Source organism: Acidovorax sp. FG42, from assembly GCF_057809195.1.
Map to the genome: position 1 here is coordinate 16,879 of NZ_JBMDJM010000020.1, position 13,965 is coordinate 30,843.

Below are 13,965 nucleotides of genomic sequence, written 5' to 3' on the forward strand. Positions count from 1 at the left end.
TATTTTGGTGATTTGAGATGGACAAACTCCTGATTCGCGGCGGACGTAGCTTGCAAGGCGAGGTGCTGGTCTCCGGCGCCAAGAACGCCGCCTTGCCGGAGTTGTGCGCCGCCCTGCTCACGGCAGAGCCCGTGACGCTGCTCAACGTGCCCCAGCTGCAGGACGTGAGCACCATGCTCAAGCTGATCCGCAACATGGGCGTGGCGGCGGAGCGGGCCGATGACGGCACGGTGCGCATCAACGCCAGCGCGCTGAGCACACCCGAGGCGCCCTACGAACTGGTCAAGACCATGCGCGCCTCTGTGCTGGCCCTGGGCCCGCTGCTGGCGCGCTTTGGCGAGGCCACGGTGTCGCTGCCCGGCGGATGCGCCATCGGTTCGCGCCCGGTGGACCAGCACATCAAGGGCCTGGCCGCCATGGGCGCCGAGATCGTGGTCGAACACGGCTACATGATCGCCAAGCTGCCCGCCGGCTGGAAGCGCCTGAAGGGCGCACGCATCACCACCGACATGGTCACGGTGACGGGCACCGAGAACTTCCTCATGGCCGCCGCGCTGGCCGAGGGCGAGACGGTGCTGGAAAACGCCGCGCAAGAGCCCGAGATTTCAGACCTGGCCGAGATGCTGATCGCCATGGGCGCGAAGATCGAAGGCCATGGCACCAGCCGCATCCGCATCCAGGGCGTTGAGAAGCTGCACGGCTGCACCCACCGCGTGGTGGCTGACCGCATTGAAGCAGGCACCTTCTTGTGCGCCGTGGCCGCCACGGGCGGTGATGTGGTGTTGCGCCACGGCCGTGCCGACCACCTCGACGCCGTCATCGAAAAGCTGCGCGAGGCCGGTGCCACCGTGCAGGCCGTGGACGGCGGCATCCGCGTGCAAAGCGCGGGCGGTGCCACGCTCAAGGCCCAGGGCTTTCGCACCACCGAATATCCCGGTTTTCCCACCGACATGCAGGCGCAGTTCATGGCGCTCAATTGCATTGCCCAGGGCACGGCCACGGTGACGGAGACCATTTTTGAAAACCGTTTCATGCACGTCAACGAGCTGGTTCGCCTGGGCGCCAAAATCCAGGTGGATGGCAAGGTGGCGGTCATCGAAGGGGTGCCCCGCTTGTCCGGCGCCACCGTGATGGCCACCGACCTGCGCGCGTCCGCCAGCTTGGTCATCGCGGGCCTGGTGGCCGACGGCGAGACCGTGGTGGACCGCATCTACCACCTGGACCGTGGCTACGACTGCATGGAAGCCAAACTGCGCGGCATTGGCGCCGACATCGAACGAGTAAAAGCATGAGCAGCAACATGATCACCCTGGCGCTTTCCAAGGGCCGCATCTTTGACGAAACCCTGCCGCTGCTGGCCGCCGCAGGCATCGAGGTGCTCGAAGACCCCGAAAAATCGCGCAAGCTCATCCTGCCCACCAACCAGCCCAACGTGCGCGTGGTGCTGGTGCGCGCCACCGACGTGCCCACCTACGTGGAGTACGGCGGCGCCGACATCGGCGTGACTGGCAAGGACACGCTCATCGAGCACGGCGGCCAGGGCCTGTACCAGCCGCTGGACCTGCGCATTGCCAAGTGCCGCGTCAGCGTGGCCGTGCGCAACGACTTCGACTACGCCCAGGCCGTCAAGCAGGGCTCGCGCCTCAAGGTCGCCACCAAGTACACCGGCATTGCGCGCGACTTCTTTGCCAGCAAGGGCGTGCACGTGGACATGGTCAAGCTCTACGGCAGCATGGAGCTGGCGCCGCTCACCGGCCTGGCCGACGCCATCGTGGACCTGGTCTCCACCGGCAACACGCTCAAGGCCAACAACCTCATCGAAGTGGAGCGCATCATGGACATCAGCTCCTACCTGGTCGTGAACCAGGCCGCGCTCAAGCTCAAGCAGGCGCCGCTGCGCCGCATCATCGATGCGTTTGCCTCGGCCATACCGGCTGACAAAAACTGATTCACCCTACGACTGACACTATGACTTTGGTAGCTGCTCCCGCCCGTCTGTCCACCACTGCGGCCACTTTCGAGGCTGATTTCGCAGCCCGTCTGCACTGGTCTGCCGACACCGACGCGGCCATCGAGCAGCGCGTGGCCGACATCCTGGCCGATGTGCAAAAGCGCGGTGACGCGGCCGTGCTGGAGTACACCGCCCGCTTCGACGGCCTCAGCGCCTCCCACATGGCCGCGCTGGAGTTGACGCAAGCCGACTTCAAGGCCGCGTTCGACGCCATTCCACAGGCCCAGCGCGACGCGCTGCAGGCCGCAGCGAAGCGCGTGCGCAGCTACCACGAAGCGCAGAAGAAGGCCTCGGGCGAGAGCTGGAGCTACCGCGACGAAGACGGCACGCTGCTGGGCCAGAAGGTCACGCCGCTGGACCGTGTGGGCATCTACGTGCCCGGCGGCAAGGCTGCCTACCCGTCGAGCCTGCTGATGAACGCCATCCCGGCCCATGTGGCGGGTGTGCAGGAAATCATCATGGTTGTGCCCACGCCCGTGCGCGGCAGCGTGGCAACCGGCGGAACGGGCGAGGGCACCTCGACGAAGGGCGAGCGCAACGAGCTGGTGCTGGCAGCCGCCTACGTGGCCGGTGTGACCCGCGCCTTCACCATCGGCGGCGCCCAGGCCGTGGCCGCGCTGGCGTATGGAACGGAGACCGTGCCCAAGGTGGACAAGATCACCGGCCCCGGCAACGCCTACGTGGCCAGCGCCAAGAAGCGCGTGTTCGGCACGGTGGGCATCGACATGATCGCGGGTCCGAGCGAAATCCTGGTGCTGGCCGATGGCACCACGCCGCCCGACTGGGTGGCGATGGATCTCTTCAGCCAGGCCGAACACGACGAGCTGGCCCAGAGCATCCTGCTGTGCCCCGACGCCGCCTACCTCGACGCCGTGCAGCGCGAGATCGACCGCCTGCTGCCCACCATGCCGCGCGCCGAGATCATCGCCAAGAGCCTCACCGGCCGGGGCGCGCTGATCCTCACCAAGGACATGGAAGAAGCCTGCGCGATCAGCAACCGCATCGCACCGGAACACCTGGAAGTGAGCAGCACCGACCCGCACCGCTGGGAGCCGTTGCTGCGCCACGCGGGCGCGATCTTCCTGGGGGCCTACACCTCCGAAAGCCTGGGCGACTACTGCGCAGGCCCCAACCACGTGCTGCCCACCAGCGGCACGGCGCGCTTCTCGTCGCCGCTGGGCGTGTACGACTTCCAGAAACGCAGCAGCCTCATCGAGGTGAGCGAGGCCGGTGCCCAGGTGCTGGGCACCATTGCCGCCGAGCTGGCCTATGGCGAGGGCCTGCAGGCCCACGCACAAGCCGCAGAGATGCGGCTGACCACGCCCGTCAAGCCGCGCTGATGGCACCCCGGGGCAGGGCGCCCTGCGTGGGGGCTGCTGTCCTGGGCTGAGGGGTTGCGGCCGGCGCTGCGGTTGTAGAGGGCGCTGGCGGATACGCGGCGCCTTCCACTGCCCGGTGCTGCGCCCAGTTGAGCCGTGCAGGCCGGTGGCCTTCGGCGCTGACGCGCAGCCGCACAGGTCCGGCGAACGACAGGCGCTGTCCAGCCTCCAGAAAATAATCCTCCAGCAGACCATCACAGGTCACCCAGACGCGGCCCTGTTCGACTTCGAGCAGGGCAATGTCGCCCGTGCGGAAGTCCAGCACCTGGACGGCCTGCAGTGGCGGCAGGGGCTGGCGCTTCCATTGCAGGGTGAGGGGCACCGCAGGCTGGACGGGCAGCGTGGGCGACGGCGGGGTGGGGGTGTGCAGCGTGTTCATGCCTTCACTGTGCGACCAGCTGCCGTGGGCCACCAGCCACAGGCGCGTGCGATCTGGCCCAGTACAGAACAGCGAACCGGCCCATCTGTACTGTATGCACTGGGCCGTCTCTGTACTGTCTGCCGGTCAAAGTGCCAGTACAGAATGCAGCATGGCCACCGATGACGCACCCCCGCTGTACCTTCAAATCGCCGAACAGCTTGCGCAGCTGATCCGCAACGGCACCCTGGCGCGCGGCGAGAAGCTGCCCTCAGTGCGTGAGCTGGCGCGCCAGCACGGCGTGGCGCAGACCACGGTGGTGCAGGCCTACCACTGGCTCGAAGATGCGCGCCTGATCACCGCGCGCCCGCGCTCCGGCTTTTTTGTGGCGGCGCGGCCGGTGAGCCTGCCCGAGCCCAGCACGCCGCGCCCGATGCGCCGCCCCCGCGAGGTGTCGGTGGACTGGCTGGGCCAGCGCATCCTGGGGCGCAACCAGCCGGTGGACATCATTTCGTACAGCAGCGGGACGCCTGGCCCCGAGCTGTTCAACCCTGACCGCGTGCGCCGCGCCGTGGTGCGCGCCGCGCAGCGCCACCGCAACCTGCTGTGCACCTACCCCGGTTCGTCGGGCCATGAGGACGCGCGCCGCGCCCTGGCGCGCTATGCCGTCAGCCTGGGCTGCAGCCTGGACCCCGAGAACATCGTGATCACTGGAGGCTGCATGGACAGCATTGCGCTGTGCCTGCGCGCCGTCACGCAGCCGGGCGACGTGGTGGCTCTGGAGTCGCCCACGCATTTTTCGTTTCTGGAGGTGCTGCAGGGCCTGCACCTCAAGGCGCTGGAGATTCCCACCCACCCGCGCAACGGCCTGTCGCTCGATGCGCTGCAACTGGCGTTGGACACCCAGCCCGTCAAGGCGGTGATGGTGGTGCCCACGCTCAGCAACCCGCTGGGCAGCTGCATGCCCCAGGCCGAGCGCAAGCGCCTGGTGCAGATGGCGGCGCGGTACGACATGGCGGTGATCGAGGACGCGATCTACAACGACCTGGTCGAGGTGGACGAGATGCGCCGCACCGTCAAGTCCTACGACACCACCGGCCATGTGATGCTGTGCGACTCGTTCTCCAAGACGCTGGCGCCGGGCCTGCGCCTGGGCTGGCTGGAGGCCGGCCGCTGGGCCGACAAGCTGCGCGCCATCAAGGACCTGCAGGCGGGCGGCCAGTCCGCCGTGCTGGAACTGGCCCTGGCCGACCTCATCACCCAGGCGGGCCACGCCGCCGCCATGCGCCAGCTGCGCACGGCCGTGGCGGCGCGCATGGACGAGGTGCGCCATGTGATCGCCGCGCACTTCCCGCAGGGTACGCGCGTGAGTGACCCGCCCGGCGGCCTGCTGCTGTGGCTGGAGCTGCCGCGCGCGCTCGATTCCGTGCAACTGCACGAGGCCTGCCTGGCCCGGCAGATCCTGATCGCACCCGGCACGGTGTTCAGCGCCAGCGGGCGGTTCCGCAACTGCCTGCGCATTGGCGTGGGCGGCGACTGGTCGCCCGCCCACCTGGAGGCGCTGCGCACCGTGGGTGACATGGCGTGCCAGATGCTGCAAAGCGGGGCACCCCGCAAGGCAGCTTGAAAGTGGTGTTTTAATCAACACGAAGTTCGTGGCGCACGAAGTTCGTGTAACATTTAACCCATGAAAAACATCACCGTGACCATGGACGACCCCGTTGCCGAATGGGTGCGCGTGGAAGCCGCCAAGCGCGGCAGCAGCGTGTCCCGCCTGCTCGGTGAATGGCTGGCCGAAAAGATGCGCCAGGAAGACGCCTACGCCCAGGCCATGCGCGAGGCACTGAGTTTTGAAAGCTGGGGTACTTCGAGCGGCCCCTATGTGCCGCGCGAAACCCTGTTTTTGCGCTGAACGGGGCAGAACGCATGGCCACCGTCCCCATCTTTGTCGATACCGAAATCCTGCTCGCCAGCGTGGACGACCGCGATGCCGAGCGCCAGGCGCGGGCGCGGGAATGGATCAGCTTTTGCTGGCAGACGCGCAGCGGCCGCATCAGCTCGCAGGTGCTCAACGAGCTGTACAACCAGGCCATCCAGCGTTTTGACGGTCCCCACGTGCTGCAGCAGGTGCGCGCCCAGGTGCGCCGCCTGCGCGTGTGGCTGCCGCCGCACCTGGACTCCTACACCGTGGACGGCGCCTGGGACCTGCAGGACCGCTACCGCCTGGGCTACTGGGATGCGCTCATCCTCTCGTCCGCCCACCAGCAAGGCTGCCGCTACCTGCTGACCGAGGCACTGCCGCACGATCAGGCGATGGACGCCGTGCGCCCCATCAACCCTTTCCTTGTCACCCCCAACGAACTGGACACCACCGAATGACTACTCCCGCGTCGTCCCCCCTCCAGGCCCTGGCCCGCATCCGCCCTGACGTGCGCGCGATGCATTCCTATGTCGTGCAGCCGTCCACCGGCATGCTCAAGATGGACGCGATGGAGAACCCCTTCCGCCTGCCCGCGCATTTGCAGGCCGCGCTGGGCCAGCGCCTGGGTTCGGTGGCACTCAACCGCTACCCCGGCGACCGCATTGCCGACCTGAAGGCGGCCCTGGCGCAGTACGCGGGCATGCCCGAGGGCTATGGCATCGTGCTGGGCAATGGGTCGGACGAACTCATCACCCTGCTGGCCCTGGCCTGCGCACAGCCGGGCACAGGTCAGCGCGCCACCATGCTGGCACCCATGCCCGGTTTTGTGATGTACCCGCTGTCGGCGCAGCTGCAGGGCCTGGACTTTGTCGGCGTGCCGCTCACGCCTGATTTTGAGCTGGACGAGCCTGCCATGCTGGCCGCCATCGAACAGCACCGCCCGGCCATCACCTACATCGCCTACCCCAACAACCCCACGGCCACGCTGTGGGACGAGGGCGCGGTGCAGCGCATCATCGACGCTGCGGGCGCGCAGGGCGGCATCGTGGTCATGGATGAGGCCTATCAGCCCTTTGCCAGCCGCACCTGGATCGACCGCATGCGTGCCGAGCCTGCGCGCAATGCGCACGTGCTGCTCATGCGCACGCTCAGCAAGTTTGGCCTCGCAGGCGTGCGCCTGGGCTACCTCATCGGGCCCTCGGCGTTCGTGAGCGAGATCGACAAGGTGCGCCCGCCCTACAACGTGAGCGTGCTCAACTGCGAAGCCGCCCTGTTTGCGCTGGAACACGCCGAGGTCTTCGCCGCCCAGGCGGCGGAAATCCGTGCCGAACGCACCACGCTCATCGCCGCGCTGCGCCAGATGCCGGGGGTCGAAAAGTGCTGGGACAGCGAGGCCAACATGGTGCTCCTGCGTGTGGCGGATTCCGCCAAGGCCTACGAGGGCATGAAAAACCGCAAGGTGCTCGTCAAGAACGTTTCTACAATGCACCCATTGCTGGCCAACTGCTTGCGCCTGACGGTAGGCAATGCCGAAGACAACGCGCAGATGCTGGCCGCACTCCAAGCCTCCCTATGACTTCCTCCGCACTCGTACCTTCCGCCCCATCGGCCGACCCGATGGCCGACCGCATTGCCGAGGGCAGCCGCAACACCGCCGAGACGCGCATCAGTGTGCGCATCAACCTCGACGGCACCGGCCAGGCCAAGCTGCACACCGGCATCGGCTTCTTTGACCACATGCTCGACCAGATCGCCCGCCACGGGCTGATTGACCTCGACATCGACTGCGAAGGCGACCTGCACATCGACGGCCACCACACAGTGGAAGACGTGGGCATCACCCTGGGCCAGGCCTTTGCGCGCGCCGTGGGCGACAAGAAAGGCATCCGCCGCTACGGCCACGCCTACGTGCCGCTGGATGAAGCGCTGTCGCGCGTGGTGGTCGATTTTTCGGGCCGCCCCGGGCTGCACATGGACGTGAAGTTCACCGCCGGGAGCATCGGCCAGCTCGACACGCAACTGGTGTTCGAGTTCTTCCAGGGCTTTGTGAACCACGCGGGCGTGACGCTGCACATCGACAACCTCAAGGGCGTCAACGCACACCACCAGTGCGAGACCATCTTCAAGGCGTTCGGGCGCACGCTGCGTGCGGCGCTGGAGCGTGATCCGCGCTCGGCCGGTGTCATCCCCTCCACTAAGGGTTCTCTGTGAATTTTTCAGTCAAATCAGGCGCAAGCGCTTGATTTGTATGCGCTAGTAGCTATGAATATGGAAGCAAAAACAGTGGCGGTCGTGGACTACGGCATGGGCAATCTGCGCTCGGTGTCGCAGGCCGTGCAGGCCGCCGCCGAGGGCACGGGCTGGACCGTGGTCGTCACCCAGCGCCCCGAAGACGTGCGCGCCGCCCAGCGCATCGTGCTGCCAGGGCAGGGCGCCATGCCCGATTGCATGCGCGAGCTGCGCGAGTCGGGCCTGCAGGAATCGGTGCTCGAAGCCGCTGCCACCAAGCCGATGTTTGGCGTGTGCGTGGGCATGCAGATGCTGCTGGACCACAGCGCCGAGGGTGACACCCCTGGGCTGGGCCTGATCCCTGGCGACGTGCTCAAGTTCGACCTGGCAGGCCGCACCCAGCCCGACGGCAGCCGCTTCAAGGTGCCCCAGATGGGCTGGAACCAGGTGCGGCAGATGCCCCACGCGCACCACGGGGGCGGCGTGCACCCGGTGTGGGCGGGCGTGCCGGACAACAGTTATTTCTACTTCGTGCACAGTTTCTACGCGGTGCCGCAAAATCCCGCCCATTGCGCCGGGCAGGCCGACTACGGCGGTTTGTTTGCTGCCGCCGTTGCGCGCGATAATATTTTTGCCACCCAGTTTCACCCGGAGAAGAGCGCGGAGCACGGCTTGGCCCTGTACCGCAATTTTCTGCACTGGAATCCCTGATCCCTTAACCCCCACCCGTTCGGGCCGAGCTTCGTCTCGCCCTTTTTCACCCGAACTTCACCACCATGCTGCTCATTCCCGCCATCGACCTCAAAGACGGCCACTGCGTACGCCTCAAGCAAGGCGATATGGACCAATCCACCACCTTTGGTGAAGACCCCGCCGCCATGGCGCGCAAGTGGGTGGATGCTGGCGCACGCCGCCTGCACCTGGTGGACCTGAACGGTGCGTTTGCGGGCGTGCCCAAGAACTACAGCGCCATCAAGTCCATCCTGAAAGAGGTGGGCGATGACATCCCCGTGCAGCTGGGCGGCGGCATCCGCGACCTGGACACCATCGAAAAATACATCGACGGCGGCCTGCGCTACGTGATCATCGGCACGGCAGCCGTGAAGAACCCCGGCTTCCTCAAAGACGCCTGCAGCGCCTTCGGCGGCCACATCATCGTGGGGCTCGACGCCAAGGACGGCAAGGTGGCCACCGACGGCTGGAGCAAGCTCACCGGCCACGAGGTCGTGGACCTGGCCAAGAAGTTCGAGGACTGGGGCGTCGAATCCATCATCTACACCGACATCGGCCGCGACGGCATGCTCTCGGGCATCAACATCGACGCCACCGTCAAACTGGCCCAGGCGCTGACCATTCCCGTGATTGCCTCGGGTGGCCTGTCCAACATGGCGGACATCGAGCAGCTGTGCGCGGTGGAAGACGAGGGCGTGGAAGGTGTGATCTGCGGCCGCGCCATCTACAGCGGCGACCTGGACTTCGCGGCGGCGCAGGCGCGTGCCGACGAACTGAACGGCTGAAATCGATCACCCCCTGAGCGGCTTCGCCGCTTCCCCCAGGGGACGACGCCAGTGGCCTGGCGAAGCCAGTTCCACGGCGTCTGCTGGCCTCGGTAGCGCCAAATCAACGAATCGCTCACTGACATGCTCGCAAAACGAATCATTCCTTGTCTTGACGTCACCGGAGGCCGTGTGGTCAAGGGCGTCAATTTCGTCGAGCTGCGCGACGCCGGCGACCCGGTCGAAATTGCCGCGCGCTACAACGCGCAGGGCGCTGACGAGCTCACCTTCCTGGACATCACCGCCACCAGCGATGGCCGTGACCTCATCCTGCACATCATCGAGGCCGTGGCCAGCCAGGTGTTCATTCCGCTCACCGTGGGGGGGGGCGTGCGCACCGTGGACGACGTGCGCCGCCTGCTCAATGCCGGTGCGGACAAGACCAGCTTCAATTCGGCCGCCATTGCCAACCCTGAGGTGATCAACGCCGTGTCGGCCAAGTACGGCGCGCAGTGCATCGTGGTGGCCATCGACGCCAAGCGCCGCTCTGCCGAAGACGCGCAACGCCTGGGCGCCAACGGCCAGCCCGTGGGGGCGGGCTGGGACGTGTACAGCCACGGCGGCCGCAAGAACACGGGCCTGGACGCCATCGCCTGGGCCACCGAAATGGCGCAGCGCGGTGCGGGCGAGATCCTGCTGACCAGCATGGACCGCGACGGCACCAAGGCGGGCTTTGACCTGGAGCTGACCCGCGCCGTGAGCGATGCGGTCAGCGTGCCTGTGATCGCCTCGGGCGGCGTGGGCAACCTCGACCACCTGGCCGACGGCATCCAGACCGGCGGTGCCGACGCGGTGCTGGCCGCCAGCATCTTCCACTACGGCGAATACACCGTGGGCCAGGCCAAGCAGCGCATGGCCGAGCGGGGCATCCCCGTGCGGATGTGATCGGCATTTACTCCTGATTTGATAGCTGCTGGCGCATGTAATACCTGCGCTTGCGGCCAAGAACACCTGAAAAACGTGGATGCGCGCCTTGGCGGGCACGGGCGCGCCAACCAGATCACCGACAATGGCTCCCATGAACTGGCTCAATGAAGTGAAATGGGATGCGCAGGGCCTGGTGCCCGTGATTGCGCAAGAGCAGGGCACGGGCGACGTGCTGATGTTTGCGTGGATGAACCGCGAGGCCCTGGCGAAGACCGCTGAGCTGGGCCGCGCCGTGTACTTCAGCCGCTCGCGCAAGAAGCTGTGGTTCAAGGGCGAAGAGTCCGGCCACGTGCAGACCGTGCACGAAATCCGCCTGGACTGCGACAACGACGTGGTGCTGCTCAAGGTCACCCAGCAGGGCCACGAGCCCGGCATCGCCTGCCACACGGGCCGCCACAGCTGCTTTTTCAGCGTGCTCAAGGACGGTGCCTGGCACGCGGTCGATCCGGTCTTGAAAGACCCCGAATCCATCTACAAGTAATGGCAATGGACGACAAGACCATGAGTTCCCACGATTCCCTGGCGCGTCTTGCCGCCGTCATTGAGAGCCGCAAGCCCGCCAACGGTGGCGACCCGGCCACCAGCTACGTGTCGCGCCTGCTGCACAAGGGGCCGGATTCCTTCCTGAAGAAGATCGGTGAAGAAGCCACCGAGGTGGTGATGGCCGCCAAGGACGTGGACCACGGCGCCGACAAGTCCAAGATCGTCTACGAAGTGGCCGACCTGTGGTTCCACACCATGGTGGCGCTGGCCCATTACGGCCTCACGCCCGCCGACGTGGTGGCCGAGCTGGAGCGCCGCGAAGGCACCAGCGGCATCGAGGAAAAGGCCCTGCGCAAGGTGGCGGAACGCGCTGCCGAAGAAGGCACACCGTGAGCGACATCATCGACGTGCAGACCAGCGACCAGAAGGCCGAAGACCTCAAGGCCATCGGCTGGGTCAGCTATGTGCTGCACCTGATCGTGGCGCTGGGGGCGGTCATCCCGGGCGCACAGCCTGGCGCTGCGCTGCTGATCGTGGCGCTGGTGATCGACCTGGTGAAAAAAGGCGATGCCGAAGGCACCTGGCAGGCCAACCATTTCTCGTGGCGCATCCGCACGGTGATCTGGGCGGGCGTGCTTTACATCGTCACCGCGCCGCTGTGGCTGCTGTTCTTCCTGCCCGGCTGGATCGCCTGGGGCCTGATCTCCATCTGGTTCCTCTACCGCATCGTGCGTGGCATGGTCGCCATGAACAAGAGCCAGGCCGTGGATGCATGAGGCAACCCGTCCCCGCCCGCGTCTGAACCTGGCGCTGCAGGGCGGTGGCTCGCACGGTGCGCTCACCTGGGGCGTGCTCGACGCGCTGCTGGAGGACGGCCAGTGGCAGTTCGATGGTGTCAGTGGCACCAGCGCAGGCGCCATGAACGCCGTGGCCCTGGCGCACGGATTTGCGCAGGCCGCGCAGCAGCACAAGGACCCCGAAGACGCCCACCTCGCAGGCTGCGCCCTGGCCCGCGAATCGCTCACCCGCCTGTGGGAAGGGGTGGGCGCGCTGGGCAGCCTGACCTGGGGAACGCCGCTGTCCGCCGCCAACCCGCTGGTGGGCATGATGTCGCAGTGGTTCTCGCCTTACCAGACCAATCCGCTGGGCATCAACCCCCTGCGCAAGCTGCTGGAGCGCGAGGTGGACTTCAGCCTGCTGTGCTCCGCCCGCACCGGTGTGGTCGGCCCCAAGGTGTTTGTGTGTGCGACCAATGTACGCACCGGCCGGGGCGAGATTTTTTTTGGGCCCCGGCTCAGTGCCGATGCGGTGATGGCATCGGCCTGCCTGCCCATGCTGTTCAAGGCGGTCGAGATCGAGGGCGAGGCGTACTGGGACGGCGGCTATTCCGGCAACCCCGCGCTGCATCCGCTGATCTACCAGACCGATACCTCGGACATCCTGCTCGTGCAGATCAACCCCGTCGAGCACCTGGACGTGCCCAGCAGCGCCTCCGAGATCATGGAGCGCATGAACGAAGTCACCTTCAACGCCAGCTTGCTGGCCGAGCTGCGCGCCATCGAGTTTGTGCGCCGCCTGCTCGCCGAAGGCAAGCTCGATGCCCGCCGCTACAAAAGCGTGCGCATGCACCGCATCGATGGTGGCTCGGTGCTGGCGCCCTTCGGGGCCGACAGCAAGCTGCGCGCGGACCTGGCCTTTGTGCGCAAGCTGTTTGCGCTGGGCCGCACAGCAGGGCAGGAGTGGCTGCACGCACACCGCAAGGATGTGGGCGTGCGCCCCAGCATCAAGATCGCTGACAATGCCTAGCCCATACGCTAGGTGCTGTCAGGGTTGCTTTGCACCTGTGCACCACTGATTCCTTTTGCTCCGATCCTTCCCATGCACGATCCGAACTGCCTTTTCTGCAAAATCATCGCGGGCCAGATTCCTTCCAAGAAGGTCTATGAGGACGAAGAAGTCTTCGCCTTCCACGACATCCACCCGTGGGCACCAGTGCACTTTTTGATGGTGCCCAAGCTGCATATCCCTTCCATGGCACAGGTCACCCCGGAGCACGCTGGCGTGCTGGGGCGCATGATGGCGCTGGCGCCGAAGCTGGCGCTGGAGCAGGGCTGCAACCCGTACCCGGATGGTGGCTTTCGCGTCGTGGTAAACACGGGGCTTGAAGGTGGGCAGGAAATCCACCACCTGCATATCCACGTGATGGGCGGACCCCGCCCGTGGCTCAAAGGCTGAACCAGGCTGACGATCGGGGCAGATACAGAGGTGCCGGCATGTCCCGGCATTGAACTCCTGTCACGCCCCCCGTCTAAAATGATTGCAATTCGTTAGGAGATATTTCATGGGCTCTTTTTCCATCTGGCACTGGCTGATCGTGCTGTTGATCGTTGTGATGGTGTTCGGTACCAAGAAGCTCAAGAACATGGGCTCCGACCTGGGCGGCGCCGTGAAGGGCTTCAAGGACGGCATGAAGGACGGCGCTTCGGACTCTCCCGCTGCTGCCACGCCCCCCGCTGGCCAGGTGGCCAACAGCCAAGCTGCCGACAAGACCACCATCGATGTCGAAGCCAAGCAAAAGAGCTGAGCGGGTGCCATCGACCTGCTGCCTTTGCCTGCCTTGAACGGGCGCCTGATCCATGATTGATATTGGTCTGTCCAAAATGGCGCTGATCGGTGCCGTGGCGTTGATCGTCATCGGCCCCGAAAAGCTGCCCCGCGTGGCCCGCACCGTCGGCACCTTGCTGGGCAAGGCGCAGCGCTATGTCTCCGACGTGAAGGCGGAGGTCAACCGGTCCATGGAGCTCGATGAGCTCAAGAAGATGAAGGACACGGTGGAGAACGCCGCGCGCGACGTGCACAACACCATCCAGACCAGCGCCAGCGAGTTCGAGAAGGACTGGAACGAGGCCATCGATTCGAGCAGCAACGCTGATCTGCGCGAGCAGGCGGCCGTGGTGCCTGCCTACAAGCACCCTGGCAAGAACTGGCGCCTCAAGCGCGGCGCGGTGCCCCAGTGGTACAAGGCACGCAGTGGCGTGCGCACCAAGGCGCAGTCTGGCGCAGCCCGCGTAGCACGCTACCGCCCCCAAAAATTCCACTGA

The 13,965-nt window shown here is 66.1% G+C and carries 19 protein-coding genes; 18 read left to right on the forward strand and 1 reads right to left on the reverse strand.

Going from position 1 to position 13,965, the window contains the following annotated elements; all coding sequences use genetic code 11:
- Positions 1-17: 17 nt before the first annotated feature.
- The 3 genes from murA to hisD are packed head-to-tail and all read left to right on the forward strand — an operon-like array spanning position 18 to position 3,351.
- A complete protein-coding gene (gene murA / locus ACODSM_RS18650; protein ID WP_291445509.1) occupies positions 18-1,292 on the forward strand; it encodes a UDP-N-acetylglucosamine 1-carboxyvinyltransferase in 1,275 nt (424 codons plus the stop codon).
- Positions 1,289-1,948 (forward strand): ATP phosphoribosyltransferase, encoded by a 660-nt coding sequence (gene hisG, locus ACODSM_RS18655; protein ID WP_015012679.1) that lies wholly within the window; start codon positions 1,289-1,291, stop codon positions 1,946-1,948. The genes murA and hisG overlap by 4 nt, the downstream gene beginning before the upstream one ends.
- A gap of 20 nt (positions 1,949-1,968) precedes the next feature.
- The gene (gene hisD, locus ACODSM_RS18660) at positions 1,969-3,351 is read left to right on the forward strand and encodes a histidinol dehydrogenase (RefSeq protein ID WP_488806501.1); all 1,383 of its coding nucleotides are present in this window, start codon (positions 1,969-1,971) and stop codon (positions 3,349-3,351) included.
- Here the strand turns inward: hisD and ACODSM_RS18665 are convergent.
- Positions 3,338-3,769, reverse strand: a complete 432-nt coding sequence (locus ACODSM_RS18665) for a DUF2917 domain-containing protein (RefSeq protein ID WP_488806502.1) — start codon at positions 3,767-3,769, stop codon at positions 3,338-3,340. The two genes, hisD and ACODSM_RS18665, sit on opposite strands and share 14 nt — an antisense overlap.
- 151 nt (positions 3,770-3,920) lie before the next feature.
- Here ACODSM_RS18665 and ACODSM_RS18670 point away from each other — a divergent pair, with 151 nt between their 5' ends.
- From ACODSM_RS18670 to tatB, 15 genes are all read left to right on the forward strand, one after another.
- Positions 3,921-5,375, forward strand: a complete 1,455-nt coding sequence (locus ACODSM_RS18670; protein WP_488806503.1) for an aminotransferase-like domain-containing protein — start codon at positions 3,921-3,923, stop codon at positions 5,373-5,375.
- Between the two features lie 60 nt (positions 5,376-5,435).
- The gene (locus ACODSM_RS18675) at positions 5,436-5,660 is read left to right on the forward strand and encodes a CopG family transcriptional regulator (protein ID WP_488806504.1); all 225 of its coding nucleotides are present in this window, start codon (positions 5,436-5,438) and stop codon (positions 5,658-5,660) included.
- A 14-nt stretch (positions 5,661-5,674) separates the two neighbouring features.
- Positions 5,675-6,127 carry a PIN domain-containing protein gene (locus ACODSM_RS18680; protein WP_488806505.1) on the forward strand — a complete coding sequence of 151 codons (453 nt, stop codon included), beginning with the start codon at positions 5,675-5,677 and terminating at the stop codon, positions 6,125-6,127.
- Positions 6,124-7,245, forward strand: a complete 1,122-nt coding sequence (gene hisC / locus ACODSM_RS18685) for a histidinol-phosphate transaminase (RefSeq protein WP_488806506.1) — start codon at positions 6,124-6,126, stop codon at positions 7,243-7,245. Before ACODSM_RS18680 ends, hisC begins: the two co-directional genes overlap by 4 nt.
- The gene (gene hisB, locus ACODSM_RS18690) at positions 7,242-7,880 is read left to right on the forward strand and encodes an imidazoleglycerol-phosphate dehydratase HisB (RefSeq protein WP_488806507.1); all 639 of its coding nucleotides are present in this window, start codon (positions 7,242-7,244) and stop codon (positions 7,878-7,880) included. Before hisC ends, hisB begins: the two co-directional genes overlap by 4 nt.
- A gap of 51 nt (positions 7,881-7,931) precedes the next feature.
- Positions 7,932-8,609 (forward strand): imidazole glycerol phosphate synthase subunit HisH, encoded by a 678-nt coding sequence (gene hisH / locus ACODSM_RS18695; RefSeq protein WP_488806508.1) that lies wholly within the window; start codon positions 7,932-7,934, stop codon positions 8,607-8,609.
- Positions 8,610-8,674: 65 nt separating this feature from the next.
- A complete protein-coding gene (gene hisA, locus ACODSM_RS18700) occupies positions 8,675-9,415 on the forward strand; it encodes a 1-(5-phosphoribosyl)-5-[(5-phosphoribosylamino)methylideneamino]imidazole-4-carboxamide isomerase (RefSeq protein ID WP_015012687.1) in 741 nt (246 codons plus the stop codon).
- 123 nt (positions 9,416-9,538) lie between these two features.
- Positions 9,539-10,339 (forward strand): imidazole glycerol phosphate synthase subunit HisF, encoded by an 801-nt coding sequence (gene hisF / locus ACODSM_RS18705; RefSeq protein ID WP_295937711.1) that lies wholly within the window; start codon positions 9,539-9,541, stop codon positions 10,337-10,339.
- 124 nt (positions 10,340-10,463) lie between these two features.
- Positions 10,464-10,862: a phosphoribosyl-AMP cyclohydrolase gene (gene hisI, locus ACODSM_RS18710; protein WP_082522382.1), complete on the forward strand. Its 399-nt coding sequence runs from the start codon at positions 10,464-10,466 to the stop codon at positions 10,860-10,862.
- Positions 10,863-10,882: 20 nt separating this feature from the next.
- Positions 10,883-11,257, forward strand: a complete 375-nt coding sequence (locus ACODSM_RS18715; RefSeq protein WP_056062032.1) for a phosphoribosyl-ATP diphosphatase — start codon at positions 10,883-10,885, stop codon at positions 11,255-11,257.
- The gene (locus tag ACODSM_RS18720) at positions 11,254-11,640 is read left to right on the forward strand and encodes a DUF4870 family protein (protein WP_015012691.1); all 387 of its coding nucleotides are present in this window, start codon (positions 11,254-11,256) and stop codon (positions 11,638-11,640) included. The genes ACODSM_RS18715 and ACODSM_RS18720 overlap by 4 nt, the downstream gene beginning before the upstream one ends.
- The gene (locus tag ACODSM_RS18725; RefSeq protein ID WP_295937703.1) at positions 11,633-12,670 is read left to right on the forward strand and encodes a patatin-like phospholipase family protein; all 1,038 of its coding nucleotides are present in this window, start codon (positions 11,633-11,635) and stop codon (positions 12,668-12,670) included. The genes ACODSM_RS18720 and ACODSM_RS18725 overlap by 8 nt, the downstream gene beginning before the upstream one ends.
- Positions 12,671-12,742: 72 nt before the next feature.
- Entirely contained in the window at positions 12,743-13,099 is a 357-nt protein-coding gene (locus ACODSM_RS18730) for a histidine triad nucleotide-binding protein (RefSeq protein ID WP_488806509.1), read from the forward strand.
- 106 nt (positions 13,100-13,205) lie between these two features.
- A complete protein-coding gene (tatA, locus tag ACODSM_RS18735; protein ID WP_488806510.1) occupies positions 13,206-13,448 on the forward strand; it encodes a Sec-independent protein translocase subunit TatA in 243 nt (80 codons plus the stop codon).
- 52 nt (positions 13,449-13,500) lie between these two features.
- A complete protein-coding gene (gene tatB, locus ACODSM_RS18740) occupies positions 13,501-13,965 on the forward strand; it encodes a Sec-independent protein translocase protein TatB (RefSeq protein WP_015012695.1) in 465 nt (154 codons plus the stop codon).

Coding starts and splice junctions, on each gene's coding strand:
- murA (WP_291445509.1), top strand. CDS start 18: ATGGACAAACTCCTGATTCGCGGCGGACGTAGCTTGCAAGGCGAGGTG.
- hisG (WP_015012679.1), top strand. CDS start 1,289: ATGAGCAGCAACATGATCACCCTGGCGCTTTCCAAGGGCCGCATCTTT.
- hisD (WP_488806501.1), top strand. CDS start 1,969: ATGACTTTGGTAGCTGCTCCCGCCCGTCTGTCCACCACTGCGGCCACT.
- ACODSM_RS18665 (WP_488806502.1), bottom strand. CDS start 3,769: ATGAACACGCTGCACACCCCCACCCCGCCGTCGCCCACGCTGCCCGTC.
- ACODSM_RS18670 (WP_488806503.1), top strand. CDS start 3,921: ATGGCCACCGATGACGCACCCCCGCTGTACCTTCAAATCGCCGAACAG.
- ACODSM_RS18675 (WP_488806504.1), top strand. CDS start 5,436: ATGAAAAACATCACCGTGACCATGGACGACCCCGTTGCCGAATGGGTG.
- ACODSM_RS18680 (WP_488806505.1), top strand. CDS start 5,675: ATGGCCACCGTCCCCATCTTTGTCGATACCGAAATCCTGCTCGCCAGC.
- hisC (WP_488806506.1), top strand. CDS start 6,124: ATGACTACTCCCGCGTCGTCCCCCCTCCAGGCCCTGGCCCGCATCCGC.
- hisB (WP_488806507.1), top strand. CDS start 7,242: ATGACTTCCTCCGCACTCGTACCTTCCGCCCCATCGGCCGACCCGATG.
- hisH (WP_488806508.1), top strand. CDS start 7,932: ATGAATATGGAAGCAAAAACAGTGGCGGTCGTGGACTACGGCATGGGC.
- hisA (WP_015012687.1), top strand. CDS start 8,675: ATGCTGCTCATTCCCGCCATCGACCTCAAAGACGGCCACTGCGTACGC.
- hisF (WP_295937711.1), top strand. CDS start 9,539: ATGCTCGCAAAACGAATCATTCCTTGTCTTGACGTCACCGGAGGCCGT.
- hisI (WP_082522382.1), top strand. CDS start 10,464: ATGGCTCCCATGAACTGGCTCAATGAAGTGAAATGGGATGCGCAGGGC.
- ACODSM_RS18715 (WP_056062032.1), top strand. CDS start 10,883: ATGAGTTCCCACGATTCCCTGGCGCGTCTTGCCGCCGTCATTGAGAGC.
- ACODSM_RS18725 (WP_295937703.1), top strand. CDS start 11,633: ATGCATGAGGCAACCCGTCCCCGCCCGCGTCTGAACCTGGCGCTGCAG.
- ACODSM_RS18730 (WP_488806509.1), top strand. CDS start 12,743: ATGCACGATCCGAACTGCCTTTTCTGCAAAATCATCGCGGGCCAGATT.
- tatA (WP_488806510.1), top strand. CDS start 13,206: ATGGGCTCTTTTTCCATCTGGCACTGGCTGATCGTGCTGTTGATCGTT.
- tatB (WP_015012695.1), top strand. CDS start 13,501: ATGATTGATATTGGTCTGTCCAAAATGGCGCTGATCGGTGCCGTGGCG.